Annotated in this window: 13 protein-coding genes and 1 tRNA gene; 10 read left to right on the top strand and 4 right to left on the bottom strand. The window is 59.9% G+C overall.

Annotated features, from left to right (window positions below):
- The 8 genes from PHP91_RS14005 to PHP91_RS13970 form a co-directional block, all read left to right on the top strand.
- Positions 1–1,087: phosphoglycerate kinase (locus PHP91_RS14005; RefSeq protein WP_300141920.1), on the top strand; the 1,087-nt coding region annotated here is incomplete at its 5' end.
- Positions 1,084–1,839 carry a triose-phosphate isomerase gene (gene tpiA / locus PHP91_RS14000; RefSeq protein ID WP_300141917.1) on the top strand — a complete coding sequence of 252 codons (756 nt, stop codon included), beginning with the start codon at positions 1,084–1,086 and terminating at the stop codon, positions 1,837–1,839. The genes PHP91_RS14005 and tpiA, both read left to right, overlap by 4 nt.
- 42 nt (positions 1,840–1,881) lie before the next feature.
- Positions 1,882–2,232, top strand: a complete 351-nt coding sequence (secG, locus tag PHP91_RS13995) for a preprotein translocase subunit SecG (RefSeq protein ID WP_300141914.1) — start codon at positions 1,882–1,884, stop codon at positions 2,230–2,232.
- A gap of 16 nt (positions 2,233–2,248) precedes the next feature.
- Positions 2,249–2,335, top strand: a tRNA-Leu gene (locus PHP91_RS13990).
- Between the two features lie 420 nt (positions 2,336–2,755).
- On the top strand, positions 2,756–4,294 hold the full coding sequence (locus PHP91_RS13985; RefSeq protein WP_300141911.1) for a response regulator: 1,539 nt from the start codon (positions 2,756–2,758) through the stop codon (positions 4,292–4,294).
- A gap of 827 nt (positions 4,295–5,121) precedes the next feature.
- Entirely contained in the window at positions 5,122–7,071 is a 1,950-nt protein-coding gene (locus PHP91_RS13980; RefSeq protein ID WP_300141908.1) for a methyl-accepting chemotaxis protein, read from the top strand.
- 818 nt (positions 7,072–7,889) lie between these two features.
- A complete protein-coding gene (locus PHP91_RS13975) occupies positions 7,890–9,398 on the top strand; it encodes a response regulator (RefSeq protein WP_300141905.1) in 1,509 nt (502 codons plus the stop codon).
- 156 nt (positions 9,399–9,554) lie between these two features.
- Positions 9,555–11,204, top strand: a complete 1,650-nt coding sequence (locus tag PHP91_RS13970; protein ID WP_300141926.1) for a SulP family inorganic anion transporter — start codon at positions 9,555–9,557, stop codon at positions 11,202–11,204.
- A 92-nt stretch (positions 11,205–11,296) separates the two neighbouring features.
- On the opposite strand, the gene PHP91_RS13965 is transcribed toward PHP91_RS13970, so the two are convergent.
- The 4 genes from PHP91_RS13965 to PHP91_RS13950 form a co-directional block, all read right to left on the bottom strand.
- On the bottom strand, positions 11,297–13,384 hold the full coding sequence (locus PHP91_RS13965) for a tetratricopeptide repeat protein (protein WP_300141903.1): 2,088 nt from the start codon (positions 13,382–13,384) through the stop codon (positions 11,297–11,299).
- Between the two features lie 648 nt (positions 13,385–14,032).
- On the bottom strand, positions 14,033–14,338 hold the full coding sequence (locus PHP91_RS13960; protein WP_300141900.1) for a transcriptional regulator: 306 nt from the start codon (positions 14,336–14,338) through the stop codon (positions 14,033–14,035).
- 18 nt (positions 14,339–14,356) lie between these two features.
- Positions 14,357–14,842: a 2-amino-4-hydroxy-6-hydroxymethyldihydropteridine diphosphokinase gene (gene folK / locus PHP91_RS13955; protein ID WP_300141923.1), complete on the bottom strand. Its 486-nt coding sequence runs from the start codon at positions 14,840–14,842 to the stop codon at positions 14,357–14,359.
- Positions 14,843–14,856: 14 nt separating this feature from the next.
- A complete protein-coding gene (locus tag PHP91_RS13950) occupies positions 14,857–16,023 on the bottom strand; it encodes an LL-diaminopimelate aminotransferase (protein WP_300141897.1) in 1,167 nt (388 codons plus the stop codon).
- 209 nt (positions 16,024–16,232) lie between these two features.
- Between PHP91_RS13950 and xerD the strand changes: the two genes are divergently transcribed.
- Both xerD and PHP91_RS13940 read left to right on the top strand, forming a co-directional pair.
- A complete protein-coding gene (gene xerD, locus PHP91_RS13945; protein WP_300141894.1) occupies positions 16,233–17,153 on the top strand; it encodes a site-specific tyrosine recombinase XerD in 921 nt (306 codons plus the stop codon).
- A gap of 19 nt (positions 17,154–17,172) precedes the next feature.
- The coding region (locus PHP91_RS13940; protein ID WP_300141891.1) for a CBS domain-containing protein at positions 17,173–18,645 on the top strand (1,473 nt) is incomplete at its 3' end.

Here is an 18,645-nt window from a genome sequence, read left to right as displayed (position 1 = left end):
GCCGACCATCCGTTACGCCCTGGATCACGGGGTCGCGCTCATCCTTTGTGCTCACTTGGGCAAGCCCAAGGGCAAGGTCGTGCGGGAGCTTTCCCTGGCCCCGGTGGCCCGGCGCACGGCCGAACTGATCGGCATGGACGTGCCTCTGGCCCCGGACTGCGTGGGCGAGGAGACCTTGCGCATGGCGGCGGCCCTTCGGCCTGGCCAGGTTCTCATGCTGGAAAATTTGCGCTTTTATCCCGAGGAGATAGGCAAGACCCGCGAAGAAAGAGGGGACTTCGGCAAGCGGCTGGCCTCCATGGCAGACGTCTACGTCAACGACGCCTTCGGCGTGGCTCACCGGGAGAACGCCTCGGTGGTGGACGTGCCCCGGCAGTCCAAGGTCTGCTGCGGCGGCTTCCTGCTCAAGCGGGAGCTTGAGTTCCTGGGCGACGCCCTGCAGAACCCGGCGCGGCCCTATGTCTGCGTCTCGGGCGGGGCCAAGATCTCCACCAAGCTCGGCATTCTGAACAACCTGCTGGGCAAGGTGGACGACATCGTCATCGGCGGGGCCATGGCCAACACCTTTTTCCTTGCCCAGGGATATTCCGTGGGCAAGTCGCTGGTGGAGCAGGACCTGACGGCCGATGCGCTGGCCATCCTGGAGCGGGCCGGGAAGCTGGGCTCCAAGCTGCACCTGCCGGTGGATTTTCAATACGCCTACACGCACAAGGCCACTGAATCCGAGGGGGTCTGCGCGGTGGACGCCATCCCGGACGACGCCCTGGTGCTCGACATCGGACCTGAGACCATCAAGCGGTTCGAGGCGGTTCTCGGGCGGGCCCGGACGGTCGTCTGGAACGGCCCCATGGGACTTTTCGAGACTCCGGCCTTTTCCGAGGGGTCCAAGGCGGTGTGCCGGGCCATAGCCGGCCTGGAGAACGGCCTGAGCATTGTCGGCGGCGGCGACACCGACGCCGTGGTCCATTCCCTGGGCCTGGCCGACAAGTTCAGCTTCATCTCCACGGGCGGCGGGTCGTTCCTCCAATTCCTCGAAGGCAAGGATTTGCCCGCCTTCAAGACGCTAAAGGAGTGCATGAACCGATGAAAAAACTGATGGCAGCCAACTGGAAGATGTACAAGACCTGGGACGACGCCAGGGCCACGGCGCAGTCGCTCGCGGACCTGACTGCCTCGAAACTGCCCGACGACCGGGAGGTGCTGATCTTCCCGCCGTTCACAGCCCTGAAGGGCGTGTCGGACGTGTTTGGGCCGCTCGCGGGCTTTTCCACGGGCGGGCAGGACTTCTACACCGAGGCTGAAGGAGCCTTCACCGGGGAGATTTCCCCGGCCATGCTCTTGGACGCCGGGGCTGCCTACGGTTTGACCGGCCATTCCGAGCGGCGGCACGTCCTGGGCGAGGACGACGCACTGGTCGGCAGGAAGACGGCCTATGGCCTGGTCTCGGGCCTCAAGGTCATCCTCTGCGTCGGCGAGAAGATCGATGAGCGCAGGGCGGGGCAGGTTGAGGCGGTTCTCAGGCGGCAGCTCGACGTCGGGCTCAAGGACGTGCCCCGGGACGTTAACCCGGCCGACCTGAGCGTGGCCTACGAGCCGGTCTGGGCCATCGGCACCGGCGAGGTGGCCGGGCCCGGCGAGATCGTGGAGGCCCATGCCTGCATCAGAAAAATATTGCAGGCGGAGTTTGGCGAAAAAGGTAATAAAATAAGAATCTTGTATGGTGGTAGCGTGAAGCCTGCCAACTGCGCCGAAATTATTGCGCTTGACAATGTCGACGGAGTCTTGGTAGGAGGCGCGAGCTTGCTGAGCGAAAGCTTTTCGCAGATCGTACTGGCCTGATATTGCAAGCCATCGAACGGAGCCAGATGTAAGGATCGGATTGTGGAAACGTTAGTTATTGTCATACATGTTCTCGCTTGTGTCTTCCTGATCGGTGCGGTAATGCTGCAGTCCGGCCATGAGGGCATGGGAGTCATCTTCGGCGGCGGCAGCAGCACCATGTTCGGCAGCACCGGCGCGGGAGGTCTCCTGGTCAAGGTGACCGCGGGACTGGCGACCGTCTTCCTGTTGACGTCGCTGACCTACAACGTCCTTACCGGCAACAAGGTCTCCAATCAGGAGTCCATCATGCTTCAGGGCCAGGGAACGGTGCAGCCGGTGCCCCAGCCGGAGCAGAAGAAGCCCGCCGTCCAGTTCAAGGATACCGGCGCGGAGACTCAGAAGAGCGAGTAATCCCTCATTGAAAAGTGCCGAGGTGGTGGAATTGGTAGACACGCTGTCTTGAGGGGGCAGTGGAAGAAATTCCGTGGGGGTTCGAATCCCCCCCTCGGCACCACGAAATCAAAGGGTTGCGGCAACTAGCCGCAACCCTTTTCCTTTGGCCGATCCGGTCGTCGAGACGCTCATCCCGAAACGCGCTTCCCTTGTCCATTCCGAGGGGCGTTTACCTGTCGAAAACCATCGGTTCCATCTTCCTTCCTTTTTCATTAACGGTTTTTTGCTCTGCTTGCGTTTATGGCATCTGGAACGCTTTCTGCAATCATTGCCAGATCATTGGTCGGCAGTGTTGCCATGATAACCTGTTTTTGTTGAGGAAAACGGATTCTCAGAGAGGGGTAAACCGGCCGGAAATCGAAAATGGCCCTGTTTAGGGAGGCTTGCTTGTTGCAAATGACAACGGTTGCCGCCCCGGTGGTTATACCCTGCAGTACCCAATTCCGCGACAGCGCATACTAACGATTCAAACGAGCGTACGATGACAGCCATTACCGTATTCAACGGCCTGTTTTGCGATTCAGATCCAGTGGTGGAAAACGTCCTGGAGATCACCGGGTATCGACTGGTGACCGACCAGGAGATCATTGCCGCCGCCGCCCGCCTTTCCGGGCTGAGCGAACGGCGGCTCGCCAGGGCGCTGTCCTGTGGCGACACCGCGCCCGACGACCGGTCCGGCCGGGAGCGGGCCATCGCTTGGCTGCGCCTGGCCGTGGCCGAGAGGCTCGCTGGAGAACAGGATATCGTCCTTTGGGGATATGCCGCGCTTTTGCCGCCCGTTGGGATCGACAACATCCTCAGGGTCTGCCTGGTTTCCGGTATGCCGGAGCGGTTGGCCAAGGCCGTCCGGGAGCGGAAGATCTCCGAGCGGAAGGCGCGGGAGCTCATCCAGTCCGACGACCGGGCCCGCGCGGACTGGACCATTGCCGTTACAGATCGCAACGATCATTGGGCCACGCCGTTATATGACATGGTGATCCCCGTCGGCGCCACCGGAATCCGGGGGAGCGCCCGCTTCATCGTGGAACAGTTGGCGAGCGGCGCGGTGCAGGACACAGACGAGGCGCGGGAGCGGCTGGACGATTTTCTGCTGGCGTCCCGGGTCCGGACAACCCTCTTCGGGTTGGGCTACGACCTGGTTGCGACCGCCCGCCAGCGGGCCGTGCGGCTGAGCTTTGTCGACCACGACAAGACGCTGAGGACCGCCACCCGGCAGTTGGCGGAGTTCGTCGCCGCCTTGGACGGCGTGCGGTACGTGGAGATCGGCGTGGGCAGCCGGTACGATCAAGTCGATGTCTATGATCGGGTGCAGCAGCCCGAGCCCATGGTCAACCGCCGGTCGCACATGCCGCGCTACATCACCTTGAAGCCGAGCGCCTCCGACCCGGCCGGCGAGCACTCAGAGGACATCGAACTCGCCGCCTGCATTCAGTCCACGCTTCAACGCAAGGGGTACGACGTTTCGGTCCACGCCTGCGACGGGGTAGTTTCCCTGATCGTCAACAATCACAAGAAGATGCTGGAAGCCGTTGGCAGGAGTATCGCCGATCTGGTCTCCATTCTGGAGGGCGTGAAAAGCGTCGAGGTCGGCATCGGCAAGGGGTATCACCAGGTTGCCGCCTGCCTGCAGGCGCGCCGCCGCATTTCCCGTTCGTTGATGGCCAACGACAGTCGTGGCGAGGCCCTGTTCCTGTCGGATAGGCTGCGGTCCCACAACGACATCGGTTTTTTTGCCGTCTACGACGTCAAGGCTGCCAGCGAAGAGTTCGACAACGCCGAGCCCGGCGTCATCGTGCTCGACATGCCTGACATGGACGATGCCCCGGTCCTGCAGCGCTTCAAGCAGGCGCACCCGGGCACGGAAGTCCTCATCCTGGCCGGTCGGGAGTCGGAACGGGGCAGGGAAGCCTGCCTCAACCTGGGCGCCTTCGCCTTCCTGCGCAAGCCGGTCAATTCCGCCGTGCTCAACCACACAATCCGGGCTGCGAGCGAAAAGCACCGCTCTTGTCCGACGCCGTAAGCGTCCGGTCATATCAATCTGGAATTCCGATCAAAATTTCCAGACAAAGGACGACGGCGGGAAAGATGATTTCAACCCGATCATCCCGGGAAAGCCCGGATCGCGACCAATCATTTCCCCAGTCCGATTCCTTTTCGGCCCGGCCGGACTCGTTTGTGCGGTTCATTCCGTACCCGGGTTGGCTTCGGACTCATGAGTGGCATCGGGAAAATCCTCATCCTGTTCAGCGGACATGGCGTCTGCACCCTCCTTGGCGGGCACCGGCGTTGGGGGCATCATGCGCACCATATTCAGGTCGTGACCATCATCTCCATAAATGGAAAAGAATTGTCATCAAATTTGAGGACGGTCTTTTCCGTCTGCGCAAGAGTCTTCACGGTGCAATAAGCCATTCTATTGAAATTCTAAGCACTGGCTTAATATTCCTGCAACACGGTCATTTTACCTGACAATAAGGCATTTCATAAAATTGTATTGCCGATATTTGACAGGTCTGTTTACCTCGGAGATTTTGTTATCTTTGGTTTTGAATGAGATTATAAAAGTCCTCTTCCCTGTTGCGTGTTAAGTTGAAGCATCGGTGGGGAGGCTATGAATCAATCCGATTGATCCCCTTTTGATTCAGCCTCCCCGATGCGGATGTCCTTTGTAACACATACTATAGTTGTAACAAATGTGTGGCGTGCATGTTTCTTAAAGTAACTGCCGCGATTGCGGAGTGGATCGGGCGACACTTGTTCTCATCCCCAGGCTTGAGCGTGAGACGAGGGGTCGTTTTGGACAGAATGAGGAACAGATCAGCCTCGCATGCATAACGGGGGAATGCAATGAAGCTTAAGTTAGGATTGGGACAACGGTTGGTGCTGGTTGTCAGCTTCGTGGTCTTGTTGCTTGTTGTCGGTACATTTGTTGCCGTAAATATCGGAACGAAGAAGCTGACGCTTTCGGTCGTGGAGAGTACGCTGAGTGAAAATTCCAAGTCGGTTGGGGCAACACTGGAGAGCTGGCTCAATGAGCGATTGCAGTACATGTTTCTGTTGGCCTCCGAGCCGAGCGTCATCGAAGCCGCCGATCACGGTGATACCGCCGTTGCCGCGCGGATATTGAAGGAGGCCAAGGAGCGGGACAGTGCGCTGGAATCACTGTTCGTGCACGATTCCCAAGGCGTCAACATGGTCGGCACCAATACGGGCAGCAAGGGAAAGAGTTTCAGCTCGCAAGGTTATTATGCCAGAATCATAGGCGACAATTCTCCGTATTATATTTCCGACATCACCTTGTCCCCGGTCTCGAAGAAGCCCAGGGTCGCCATTGTGGTGCCCATCAAGAAGGATGGCCGGACCATCGGACTGATCGGCCAGTCGGTCCTTGCCGGGGCCTTTACCGACCGGTTCATCGACCCGATCAAGGTGGGCGCCAACGGATACTGCTTCATCGTCGACCCCAAGGGCATAATACTCGCCCATCCAGACAAGAGCCTCATCTTCAAGGACCTGTCCAGCTACCCCTTCATTCGGGAAGCGGTGAGCCGAAAGACCGGGTTCATGTCCTATGACTGGAAGGGCGCGGTCAAATACATGTCCTTCTGCAACGTTCCCATGACGGGCTGGATCGTGGCCCTGAGCGCCGAGCAGAACGACCTCATGAGCGCGGCATACTCCCTGGAGCGGTTCCTGATCGCTTTCGGCGTCGCCGGCATGATCCTCACTATTCTGATCATTTTCTTTTTTGTCAGACAACTGGTGACTATTCCCCTGCAACGCATTCAGGCCAAGTTCGCCACGTTGGCCGAGGGTATGCTCGATCCCAGGATCGAGGGCAGTTTCAAGGCCGAACTTGCGGTGTTGCGTGACGCCTTCGTGCTGATGGTGGAGCGGCTGCTCGGGATCGTCAACCAGGTCAAGAGCGCCAGCGAAAACGTCTCCGCCGGAGGCGAGGAGCTGAGCGCCAGCTCCCAGGTCCTGTCTCAGGGCTCCACGGAACAGGCCGCGTCCATTGAGGAAGTGTCTGCTTCCGTGGAGGAAATGGCCTCCAACATCACCCAAAACGCCGAAAACGCCAGCAAGACGGAAGGGCTCGCCATCAGGGCGGCCGAGGAGGCCCGCAAGGGCGGCGAGGCGGTCAGTCAGGCCGTCGATGCAATGAAGAACATCGCGGAGAAGATCGTCATCATCGAGGAGATCGCCCGCCAGACCAACCTGCTGGCCCTGAACGCGGCCATCGAGGCCGCCAGGGCCGGCGAGCACGGCAAGGGCTTCGCCGTGGTCGCGGCCGAGGTGCGCAAGCTTGCGGAGCGCAGCGGTTCCGCCGCTTCCGAGATCAGCGAGATATCCGCCCAGAGTGTGGCCGTGGCCGAGAGCGCAGGGGAGATGCTCAGGCAGCTCGTGCCGAACATCACCCAAACCGCGGAGCTGGTGCAGGAGATATCCGTGGCCACCAATGAGCAGCACGCAGGGGCCGAGCAGATCAACAAGGCCGTGCAGGAATTGGACAAGGTCATCCAGTCCAATGCCTCCATGTCCGAGGAGGTCGCATCGAGCGCCCAGGAGCTGTCCGCCCAGGCGGAACAGTTGCAGGCAACCATGGCGTTCTTCAAGACCAATATGGCGGACGCGGCCTATGGCGATGCGGCCTCTCAAAGAAAGACGCGGGTTGTTGCCCGCAAGTCTTCGGGCAAGGCGCTGCCTCGCGCCGCAGGCAAGTCGGTTCCCCCCAAGGCCTTGGGGGGGGGCGTGAGTCTGGACATGAGCGATGAGGAGGAGTTCGAGCGTTTCTGATCGTTTGATCATCCATCTCAATAAAATAGGGCTATGCCGGTACATGCTGCCGGCATGGCCCTTTTCTTTTCGGGCTTTGCCGAGGCAAGGACATTACTCCATTCGTGAGACAGTAGCCGAGAATCCTTGTTGGAGCGCGTGAGGGGGCACGGAGAATTGCACGATTCGGCGTTAGCCTTCATTCGAAGGGGTTGCGTCGTTGACTTTGCGCAATAACTGAATATGATTTTATCAACACACTGAAACAATTAAATTTAATTGAGCAACAACCGGGCGCTTGGATTACAATTTTATGGCGCGAATACCGGCTGTTGTCGCCTGATTGCCGACTTTTCCCGGCTCATTGAGTGGAGTGATTGGCCGGGAGCGGGAAATGGGGGGGCGAATAGCATCAATTTTCGATTTTTTGGATTAACAGATCAAAAATCCGATGAAATCATCAATAGGAAATCATCCTGCATCCGTGTGGAGTCTTGCCAATTACCCTTATTTGGCATGCCAATTTAATTACCTCTATTCTATTATATTATCGACATATTGGAGGTGGCAGTAGGGGGCTTCAAAATGATTTTTGAGGTTTCTGGCCCGCAACATGAAATTCGGCAATTGCCAATTGCCATAAAATATCATTTAAAATTATTATGTTATATTTGGTTTGATTCCTGCATGTTGCGCACGAATAATTTGAAACGGATTGTCCTCCCGTGAGGGGGGATGAGCAATTTGTAAAATGATTGGGCCGTCCGCCATAGGACTTCAGCGGATTAGGGGCCTTAAATTCTGCCGCTCGCGTCCCGCGACGTCGATCATGAGGAAATATGACCGCAATAGCCATATTCAGTGGATTGTTCTGCAATGCCGACCCGGTTGTATCCAGCGTCATCGACCTCAACGGATTTCACCTGGTTTCCGACCACGATATCATCATGGATGCGGCCGGGATGTCCGGATTGGACCCAAGGGCGTTTTTTGAATTGTTCCGTACGGCTGAGACTGCCGTCATTCCCGTTGCCCCCCGCGACCGCGAGCAGAGAATAGGGTGGTTGCGGCTGGCCCTGGCTGAGAGGCTCGCCGCGAAAACAAATGTCATCGTCCATGGCTACGTTGCGTTGCTGGTGAATCGGGAGTTGGAAGGCGTCCTGCGGGTCTGCCTGATTTCGGATATGAAAGACCGTCTGCACATGGCGGAACAGATATATGGCCTGACGAAGCCGGACGCTCGTGAGCGTATCCGAGTCGACGACGCCATCCGGGCCGACTGGGCTGTGGCCGTGACGGACGGGCCGACTCCGTGGGCTGGCGAACTCTATGATCTGCTCATACCCGTCAGCGCCGTCGGCGTTGCGCAGAGCGCCTTTCTGATCGTGAAGCAGCTCACCAAGGTGGCGATGCAGGATTCCGGCGTCATCCGTCACTCGATGGATGATTTTTTGCTCGCGGCCAGGGTCAACGCCGCGCTCGTCGATGATTGGCATGGCCTTTCGGTTTCTGCGGACCACGGCAGGGTCTCCGTGCGATTTGGCGACCATGGGGCGGCGATTGATTCACTGGGACGAATCTTGCGTTGCGAACTGTCCGGAATTGTCGGCGTTCGTGGCGTCGAGATGGGCCTTGGCGGAGGATACTGGCAGGGCGACATTTGCGCGCGCAGGGGACGGCGCAGCGCAGCGCCTGTTTTGGACGCAAGGGCGGCGGGCGACATTGATTCGGCGTGCTGTCCGCTGGATCGCGAGCTGGCCGAAAAGGTAGGCGTTGCGCTCACGGGGTATCCCGTTTCCGTTTCCGTCAGGGATGGCGCGGTTTCCCTCGTCATCAACAATCATCGGGCCATGCTTGAGGTCCTGGCGCGGGGGCTTTGCCGCGCCCTGGCCGGAACGCAGGGTATTCAGGACATCGAAGTCGGCGTCGGGACGGGCTATCAGCGGTCCGCCGCTTATGATGAAGTTCGGCGGCAGGCCGTTCGGCTCAGGACGGCCGACGAGGATCGTCGGTTCCTGCTGACCCGTTCTTCTCGTTTGCAATCCCCGGCGCGCTCATTTTCAGTCTATGACGAACGGGCGTGGAGCCCGGAAAGAGGGCGGGGAAACGAGGTCCTGGTGCTGGACGTCAATGCATCCCGCAATAACGGTATCGACATCCTCCGCCGCATCAAAAGCGAGTGCCCGGACGTCGATGTCCTCATTCTCGCCGACCACGAGTCGGAAGCGGACCGGGCCGCCTATCTTGGGCTCGGGGCCTTCGCCTACCTGCCCAAGCCGGTGAATCTCGGCGTTCTCGGCCATGCCATATGGTCCACGGGCGGGAAGGGCCGTTCCTGTTCTCCGTGACGATTGTCTCCTTTCGGCATGCATCACGATGATATTGGGCAATGAGGCCCCCGGGTGACGGTGGTTGTTTCGAAAGAGCTTCGGTGCCGCAGATGAATGACGGACCGTTCTTTTCTCGAGCAGTGGTATGGAACTGTTTGCGTCGAGGTTAGTAAAGTGAAATTTTTCGGATATGATTTGAAACGGTTGAGAGGGGATAGCTTTGGAGGACTGACGGCAGGGATTGTAGCCCTTCCGCTGGCCCTGGCCTTCGGGGTGGCTTCGGGAGCCGGGGCGGCCGCTGGCCTGTACGGGGCTATCGCCCTTGGTCTTTTTGCGGCGATTTTCGGCGGGACGCCGACGCAAATTTCCGGCCCCACCGGTCCGATGACCATCGTGGCGGCCTCTGCGGTCATCGCCTTTCCAGGCAATCCGCAATGCGTGGTCGCGGTCTTCCTGATCGCCGGGTTGTTGCAGGTGATCCTGGGCGCGGCCAAGATGGGCACGTTCGTCCGGTTCATTCCGTACCCTGTGGTCTCAGGATTCATGAACGGCATCGGCGTGATCATCATCCTGCTCCAGTTGCACCCTCTGCTCGGGCATCCTTCGGTCAGTTCGCCGCTGTCCGCCGTGTTGAGCCTGGGCGAGGCCGTGCGCCATTTCCAGTGGCAGGCGTTCGCGCTGGGCGGGCTGACCATGGCCATAGTCTTCATGGTCCCGGCGAGGATTTCGCGCGTGGTGCCGTCGCCGCTGATCGCACTGGTGGCTGGAACGGCCCTCGCCTGGGGGCAGCACTGGGATGTGGCGACCATCGGGGCCATCCCGTCGAGCTTGCCCCGGCTGTCGATGCCCGGTTTAGAGGTGTCCCAGCTCGGCCGGATATTCGGGTTGGGGCTCGCCCTGGCGGCGCTCGGATGCATCGACTCGCTGCTGACCTCCGTTGTGGCCGACTCGCTGACGCGCAAGAAACACAACTCCAACCGCGAACTCGTGGGGCAGGGAATAGGCAACATGGCCGCTGCGCTGCTGGGGGGCCTGCCCGGAGCCGGAGCGACCATGCGCACCGTGGTGAACATCAAAGCGGGCGGCACAACCCGCGTTTCCGGCGTGATACACGCCGCATTGCTGTTGTCCATCCTGATGGGCATCGGTCCGCTGGCCTCGCACATCCCCATGGCCGTGCTCGCGGGCATCCTGGTCAAGGTCGGCGTGGACATCATTGATTACCGTCTCCTTTCACTGGCGAGTCGGGCCCCGCGCGCCGATTTTCTGGTCATGGTCGTGGTCTTCGGGGTAACGGTTTTCGTGGATCTCATCGTGGCCGTGGGGGTGGGCGTCACCCTTGCCGCCGTGATGGTCGCCGTTCGTACCGCCCGTCAGTGCAGTGTAAGCATCACGGAAGTCGAGGCCAATTCCGTGGACCAGCGAGCGGAGGAAGCCATCCAGCTTGAAACCGAATATCGCATCCAGGTCGTGACCATCCGGGGGCCGTTCTTCTTCGGCACCACGGCCAACATGCAGGACAAATTCGCCGCCATGCTCGGGACCAAGGTGGTTGTGGTCAACTGCCTGGACGTGCCTTTCATGGATATCTCGGCCGTTTTCGCTTTGGGTGAAATCGTGGAGAAGCTGCAAGCCGCCGGCATCCGTGTGCTCCTGGCTGTGCGGAGCGACCAGCGGGAGAGCCTTGAGAAATTAGGAATGGGGAAATATATCGCCCGGAAGGACTATTACGACAGTCATGAATCGGTTCTCGCGGCCGCCAGAAAGCTGCTGCGTCAGGCTCTGTCCGCTCCGGCTTCCATCCAGGCCGGAGCCGTGAGCTAGTCCCGGTCCCGTTCGGAGATCACTAAGAAGCAAGCCGACCGTATGGTCGGCTTGCTTCTTTTATTCGTCTCCGTCGTAGGTGTTCGATCGGGTTAGAAAGGAAAAGCCAAGCCGCCTTTGGAGCTTTCGGGCAATGCGCCGGACTTGCGGTCAATGGCGTCGATACGCGCCTTGGCCGCCTCGCGCTGTTCCGGGCGGTCCGCCCGGCGGACCACGGTGGTCAGCAGCCGTTTGGCCGTCTCGTATTTTCCGCGCTTCTCATAAATGAGCGAGGCGCGGTACATAGCCGTGAGCGCCCAGATGTTCTCCTGCGGATACTGCCAGGCTAGGCGCAGGTAATATTGCAACGCCTGTTCAGTGTTGCGGGTGGCCTGTTCGCCTTCGCCGAGCCAGAACAGGGTTTCCGCCTGGAGCGCGGTGGTCATCTCGCTTCGTTTGTCCCACATGGCCTGGAGCTGCGTCTTGGCCGCGTCGAAATCGCGCTCCTGCTGGTAGAGCAGGGCCATGCGCAGCCGGGTCATGGTCGGGATGGGCTGGCCCATCGCGTTCATCTCCTTGAATGTGGCAAGTGCGGCGGGCTGGCGGCCCGCATCGAGCTCCAGGCGGATCTTGGTGTCGAGCCAAGCCATCTTTTCTGTGGGCGGCAGGGATTCCGCCTGGACCTTGTTCAGGTAATAGGCCCCGAGCTGAAGGTCCTTGGCGCGCACCGCGCCGTCGGCCAGGTGCAGCAGACACTGGATGCCGAACGAGGTGTTGTCGAAGAGGAACGCGCCGCGCTTGGCCAGATCGTCGGTGGGATTTAGGGCGAACTGCCGTTGCCAGTCGGCCAGGAGCAGGAGCTTGTCCAGCGGCCAGTCGCGCTGGGAAAGCCGCTGCAGGTTGTCGGGCGTGACCCTGGTCCAGAAAGGGGCTTCGTTGGACGGGTTCAATTCGTGCCCGGCGGCCCCGGAAAGGGCGCAGAGAATTGGGTAGATCTGGAAGGCCGCCGTGGTGTCCGTGGGCAGGATTTCCTTCAAGCTGTCCTTGAACTGTAGTAGGGCGGCTAGTTGGAGGGCCAGGGGAAGCTGGCGCTTATCCATTTTATTCCAAGTGGTTGCGGAATCGATGAAATCGCCTGCCGAAAGCGCCAGCGCGAGCTTGAAGCTGTTGAGCAGCGCCGCCGTCTGCTCGGAGATGAGCATGGAGCCGAGTTCGTTGTCTATGGCCTTCTGTGCCTGGCCCTGGGGCATGGAAAGCAGATTGTTGCGGAATTTTTTCCAGGGCGTGGACTCGGGATTCCCCAGCACCCACTGGGCGCGGGAGGCCGAATAGGGGGCCAGAATGTTGCCAGACCAGAAGGCGTGCGCCTTCATGAAGTCGCCCGGCTGGAAGATGGACAGGTCCGCGGGCTGCTGGCCGGTCTCCAAAAAGGCGACGACCATCAGCCAGAAGGTTCGGGCCGCCTCGTTGGGAATGGTTTCGACCAAGGCCTTTGCTTCGGAGAATTTTTCCAATGAAACGAGCGCCATGGCCTTTACAACCAGCTCGGTGTCCGCTGCTGTGACGACAGGCGGCAGGGGTTGGCCTTTGGCGTCGGTCGGCGCGGGGGGCGTCAGGACCTGGCTCGGCGAAGCCAGGACAACCGCCGTCTTTTCCCAGAAATCATCGCCCCAGACGGAGCGGCCGATGTCCTGAATCTGATGCAGGGCGTCCCATTGCGACTGCTTGGAGAGGGTGTAATTGGCGAGATAGGACCAGTAACTCTGCGTCCAGACGTCCGCCCAGATGGCGCCGAGCCGGGGCTCCGCCCGGAACTTCGTTCGCATCTCTCCGGGATTTTGGAAGTATTTGGCTGACTGGGTGAACCAGAGCACCGACTTGGGCAGGTCGCCCAAGGCCCGCTGCGCCTGGCCACCCAGGAAGAGCCGCTGGGCCTCGGTGGCGTTGTCATCGAAAGAGGGCGTCATTTCGATGAGTTCCAAGGCCTTGTCCGGGGAATTGAGGTTCAGATAGACTTGGGCGCGCTTGAGAATGGAGGCCGGGGTGTCGGCTGATTCGGCGGCGACTTCCTTTTCCAGGAGGTCCCATGCGCCGTATTTCTCCAGCCAGGCGTCAAATGAGACGCCATCGGTCTGGGCATGGGCGGGCATGGAGGCCAGGACAAACAGACAGGCGATGAAAATCGGCAGAGTTTTTTTCATGGTGTCTCGAACTTGGTCGTGATGGTTGTTACGGATTTTGACCACTTCATAACAGTACCGGTGAAAACTCTCAATGCCCCAGAAGTCGGCCGGGGAGTGACTGACCGAATGGAGCGATTTTGGGGCTTGATCGATAAACCCGGACTTTTAATTCTTAAAAGTTTACATAATTTACATTATGAGACAAATGCATAACCACTTGGGATAATACAATTTAAAAGTTAAAGCTCCCGAGTTGACTGTGTCCACATGCTCCAGACATCCATTGATGTTTGCCCCAGGACGCATTGTCGATAAATTCTCGATACACGGCTCGTCCTCAACGCGAAAAACGCCGGAGAAGGCAAATCTGAGCGAATCCGGGTTGGCGGATTCCGCCTTTTGTCGGTCTTCCCTGTCTCGGGATGGATGTCGGGTCTTTGTTGGATTTCGTTTGCCGGAGATGTTGTCCGAGGTCAGATTCGATTTCGGCTCTGCGCTTTGGGAACGACGGTCGCCGTATTTATCGAAAGACTGGGGCCATGCCCTGCCGGGCGGTGTGGACCGTTGATGCGGGGTGATGGCTCGGCTCGGCCGCTGATGAAAAAAAGGCAAAAGAAAAGGCCCTTGACGGGCCTTTTCCGATAATATGTGCGCGGGATGTCGGAATCAGGCTTCCTTGTCGCCCTTTTCCTCTTCCTTCTTCTCGTCGTTGACGGTGATGGCTTCCAATTGCTTGAGGTACTTGTCCCGGCACTCGTAGGAACAGAAGACATGCACGTTCTCCCCGTTGCGGACGCGGATGATGCCGTCGTGCTCCACATAGGTCCCGCAGATGGGGTCCTTTACCATCTCGCCGGAGGCCACCTTGGCTTTGATGTCCTTCTCGCTTTTCATGTCCTTCTTCTTCTTGTCGCCCGTGAAAAGCTTGTAAAGAAGGAAAATAGCTGCACCGATGACTATGAGTTTCAGCATGTTCGCCCTCCTGCCGTGTTAGCCGTTCTGCCAGATCTTGTTGCCTTCCATCCGGTATTCGATGGCGGCCAGGGCCTCGTCCACCGTGGCGCCGTCGGGAAAGACGAAATCGGGTTCAATCTCCTTGAGCGGGATCAGGACAAAGGCGCGTTCCTTGGCCCTCGGATGCGGGAGCGTGAGGAAGCCGTCGTCCTGGACCGTGTCGCCCCAGGCGATGATGTCCATGTCCAGGGGACGCGGACCGCCGGGCTGCCGGCGTTTCCGGCCCATCTGCGCCTCGATGGCTGTGCAGGTGGACAGGAACCCTGCCGGAGCCCATATTTCGGCGTCTATCTCCAGCTTGACCACCTGGTTGGTGAACCACGGCTGGTCCTTGACCTCGCCCTGGGGCTCGGTCAGGTAGTAGCTGGAAAAGGCCTTGAGCCGGATTTCGTCGCCGTATTCTTCAAGCAACGTCAAGGCATAGTTGAGGTTGTCCTCAGGATCGCCCTGATTGGACCCCAGGCTGACGTAGCAGTTTACAGTTTGGAAATTTTGGATACCGCCTCCTCCAGCAATGCGTTGCTGACGGTCAGGGAAATGCGGAAATACCCTTCGCCGGGCGTGCCGAAGCCCTGGCCGGGCGTCAGGACCACGCCTGTTTCCTTAAGAACCTTGGTCACGAACTCCGAAGAGGTGTAGCCCTTGGGGGTGTTGCACCACAGGTAGAAAGAGGCGTCGGGCAGCCGATGCTTGATCCCGGCCTTGTTCAGGGCGGCGCTCATGATGTCGCGGCGTTCCTTGTAGATTGCGCGGAACTTTTCGGCGTACGGCTCCCCTTTCGTCAGCGCGGCGATGCCCGCCTCCTGCACGGCCTGGAAGATGCCCGAGTCCACGTTTTCCTTGATCTTGCCCAGACCGGCCACCAGGCTCGGATTGCCCACGGCCATGCCGATGCGCCAGCCAGTCATGTTGTAGGTCTTGGACAGCGAGTGGAACTCGATGCACACGTCCTTGGCGCCCTCGCACTCCAGGATGGAGAGCGGCTTCTTGGCGGGGTCGTAGTAGATTTCGCTGTAGGCGAGATCGGAGACGACGATGACGTTGAATTTCTTGGCCTTCGCGATCAGGCGTTCGTAGAACTCCTTGGGTGCGGTGGCCGAGGTCGGGTTGTTCGGGTAGCAGACGAAGATCATCTTGGCCCGGGCCCAGGAGGCGTCGTCAACGGCGTCCAGGTCGGGCAGGAAGTCGTTTTCCTCCAGCAGGGGCATGAACCTGACCTCGCCGCCAGCGAAGTTGGTGGCCACGGGATAGACCGGATAGTTGGGCGTGGGCACCAGGACCAGGTCGCCGGGATTGACGTAGGCCAGCGGGAAGTGGGCGATGCCCTCCTTTGAGCCAATGAGGCTGACCACCTCGGTCTCGGGGTTCAGGTCCACGTTGAAGCGCTGTTTGTACCAGTCGGCAACGGCCTTGCGGAAGGCGTGCATGCCGATATATGAAGGATATTGATGGTTTTGGGGTTTCTTGGCGCCTTCGTACAGGGCTTCGATGATGAAATCCGGGGTCGGAAGGTCCGGATCGCCGATGCCCAGGCTGATGATGTCCATGCCCGTTGCCGCCACTTCGGCCTTGGCCTTGTCTATGGCGGCGAAAAGATAGGGGGGGAGCGCCGAAAGGCGGTTTGCCAACTTGAAATCTGCCATGAATGGTAACTCCTTCAGTAAGCTTGGAGCAATCTTCATAATTGGGCGTAGACCGACTGTCAATGCGAAGGATTATTGCTCTTTGGCCGCTCCCTTGATAGCAAGGGGATGAAATGCTGGCAAAGGGGATTTTCCCGGCGTGAGCATGGAGCTTAATACTTTATGTATCACTTTAAAGAACAAGATGTTATCTTGATTATACCGTGATCATGGCTCGCGCACGACAATCGGGCGAAACCGCCCTCCCGACCCACCACTGGGTGGACCGCTACCTGGAGCACGTCCTCATAGAAAAGGGGCTCTCCGAGAATTCCCTGGTCAGCTATTCCCAAGATCTGACCGCCCTCCTCGCCTTTCTGGCGGACAAGAAGTTCCGGCTGGAGGACATCACGGACAAGACCCTGTTCCTCTACCTGACCCACCTGCGGGCGCGCGGGCTGAAGAACCGTTCCCTGGCGCGGCACCTCTCCTCCCTGCGCGGATTTTTCGCCTTCGCCGTGCAGGAAAAGTGGTACAAGGAGGACCCGGGCCAGCTCCTGGACAACCCCAAGCTGCCAAAAAAACTGCCGGAATTCCTGACACGGGAGGAGATCGGCCGCGTCCTGGCCCTCCCCGACGACTCGCCGCTCGGCCTGCGCGACCGGGCCATGCTGGAGGTGCTCTACGCCGCCGGGCTCCGTGTCTCGGAGTTGATCGGCATGCGGGTTCTGGATTACGATCCCCAGGTGGGACTGCTCAAGGTCTTCGGCAAGGGGGCCAAGGAGCGGCTGGTGCCCATCCATTTTACGGCCCAGAAGGTGCTGAACGCCTACCTGGACACCGTCCGTCCCGGTTTCAAGCCCTCCGAGGACTTCATGTTCCTGAACCGGTCGGGCAAGGGACTCACCCGCCAGGGAGTTTGGAAATTGATAAAGAAATATGCGGAGCAGGCAGGCATCAAGCGGTCCATCTCGCCCCACACTTTCCGCCATTCCTTCGCCACCCACCTGCTGGAGGGCGGCGCGGACCTGCGCACGGTTCAGATCCTGCTCGGCCATGCCGACATTTCGGCCACGGAAATCTACACCCACATCCAGGCGGGTCGGCTGCGGGCCATGCATCAGCAGTTCCACCCCCGGTCGGGCATGTGATCACGGAAAAAGGCAACCCATGGCAAATACGGAAAAAATTGTAGCCAAGACGGTGATTACCTCCCACGCCAACGCGGATTTCGACGCTTTGGCGAGCATGGTCGCGGCCAGCAAGATCTATCCCGGCGCGGTGCTCATCTTTCCGGGCAGCCAGGAAAAGAACCTGCGCCACTTCTTCATCGAGAGCACGACGTATCTTTTTAATTTCAAGTCATTCAAGGACATCGATCCGTCGTCCGTAGAGCTCCTCGTGGTGACGGACACCCGGCAGCGCCTGCGCATCCCGCACGTCCGGCCCCTGCTCGACAATCCGGGGCTGCGCATCCACCTCTACGACCACCATCCGGATACGGACGACGACCTGGCGGCCGAAAAGACCGTGCTCCGCAACTGGGGCTCCACCACCACTATCCTGGTGGACCTCATGCGCAGGCAGGACGTGGCCCTGAGTCCGGAGGAAGCGACGCTCCTGGGGCTCGGCATCTACGAGGACACGGGCTCCTTCGGCTTCAACTCCACGGTTCAGCAGGATTTCGAGGCCGCGGGGTGGCTCAAGGGGCAGGGCATGGACACCGAGTTGATCTCGGACGTGCTTTCCCAGGATCTCTCGGCCGAACAGATCACCCATCTGGGCGAATTGCTTCAAAACGCGGGCACTTACGATATCCACGGCGTCGACGTGGTGATCACGGAGCTGTCCACGGACCGGTTCGTGCCGGACTTCGCCCTGCTGGTCCACAAGCTGGTGGACATGGAGAACATCAAGGTGGTCTTCGCCCTGGGCCGCATGGCGGACCGCATCCATGTGGTGGCCCGCTCGCGCAACCCCGACGTCAACGTCGGGCGCATCTGTTCGTCCATGGGCGGCGGAGGCCACGCCGTGGCCGCGTCGGCCACCATCAAGGACAAGACCCTGGCCGAGGTGCGCGACGACCTCTTCGCCCTGCTCTACTCCCAGATCAATCCCGAGATCGTGGTGGACGGCCTCATGTCCCGCCCGCCGGTGGTCATCGAGGCGAACAAGACCATGAGCCAGGCCGTGGAGCTGATGACCCGCTACGGCCTCAAGGACGTGCCTGTGGTCGCGCCCGGCACCATGCACTGCGTGGGCATCATGGGCCACAAGACCGCGGACAAGGCGCTGACCCATCGGCTGGGCGACGTCCCACTGGACGAGTATATGAGCCGCAAGTTCGACACCGTGGAGGTCAAGACCGACCTCTACCGCGTCATGGAGATCATCCTGGGCAACCGGCAGCGGCTTCTGCCCGTGGTGGACGGCGAGGACCTGGTGGGCGTGATCACGCGCACGGACCTGGTCCACCTGCTGGTGGAGGAGCCCGCCCGCATGCCCTCCTCCCTGCTTTCCGGGCAGCGGCGCGAGCGCAACATCGCCTCCATGGTCGCCAACCGGCTGCCGCTCGACATGATCGAGCTGCTCAAGACGGCGGGCGCGCTGGGCGACGACCTGGGCTGGGAGGTCTACGCGGAG

Source organism: Pseudodesulfovibrio sp., from assembly GCF_028692895.1.
In the GTDB taxonomy this organism is placed as follows: domain Bacteria; phylum Desulfobacterota; class Desulfovibrionia; order Desulfovibrionales; family Desulfovibrionaceae; genus Pseudodesulfovibrio.
The sequence above is the reverse complement of the archived record's forward strand: the minus strand, read 5'-3'. Positions and strand labels throughout refer to the sequence as shown.

Excerpts from the sequence above, each read along its gene's own strand:
- PHP91_RS13980 (WP_300141908.1), top strand. The coding sequence starts at position 5,122 with ATGAAGCTTAAGTTAGGATTGGGACAACGGTTGGTGCTGGTTGTCAGC.
- xerD (WP_300141894.1), top strand. The coding sequence starts at position 16,233 with ATGGCTCGCGCACGACAATCGGGCGAAACCGCCCTCCCGACCCACCAC.
- tpiA (WP_300141917.1), top strand. The coding sequence starts at position 1,084 with ATGAAAAAACTGATGGCAGCCAACTGGAAGATGTACAAGACCTGGGAC.
- PHP91_RS13950 (WP_300141897.1), bottom strand. The coding sequence starts at position 16,023 with ATGGCAGATTTCAAGTTGGCAAACCGCCTTTCGGCGCTCCCCCCCTAT.
- PHP91_RS13985 (WP_300141911.1), top strand. The coding sequence starts at position 2,756 with ATGACAGCCATTACCGTATTCAACGGCCTGTTTTGCGATTCAGATCCA.
- PHP91_RS13960 (WP_300141900.1), bottom strand. The coding sequence starts at position 14,338 with ATGCTGAAACTCATAGTCATCGGTGCAGCTATTTTCCTTCTTTACAAG.
- PHP91_RS13965 (WP_300141903.1), bottom strand. The coding sequence starts at position 13,384 with ATGAAAAAAACTCTGCCGATTTTCATCGCCTGTCTGTTTGTCCTGGCC.
- PHP91_RS13975 (WP_300141905.1), top strand. The coding sequence starts at position 7,890 with ATGACCGCAATAGCCATATTCAGTGGATTGTTCTGCAATGCCGACCCG.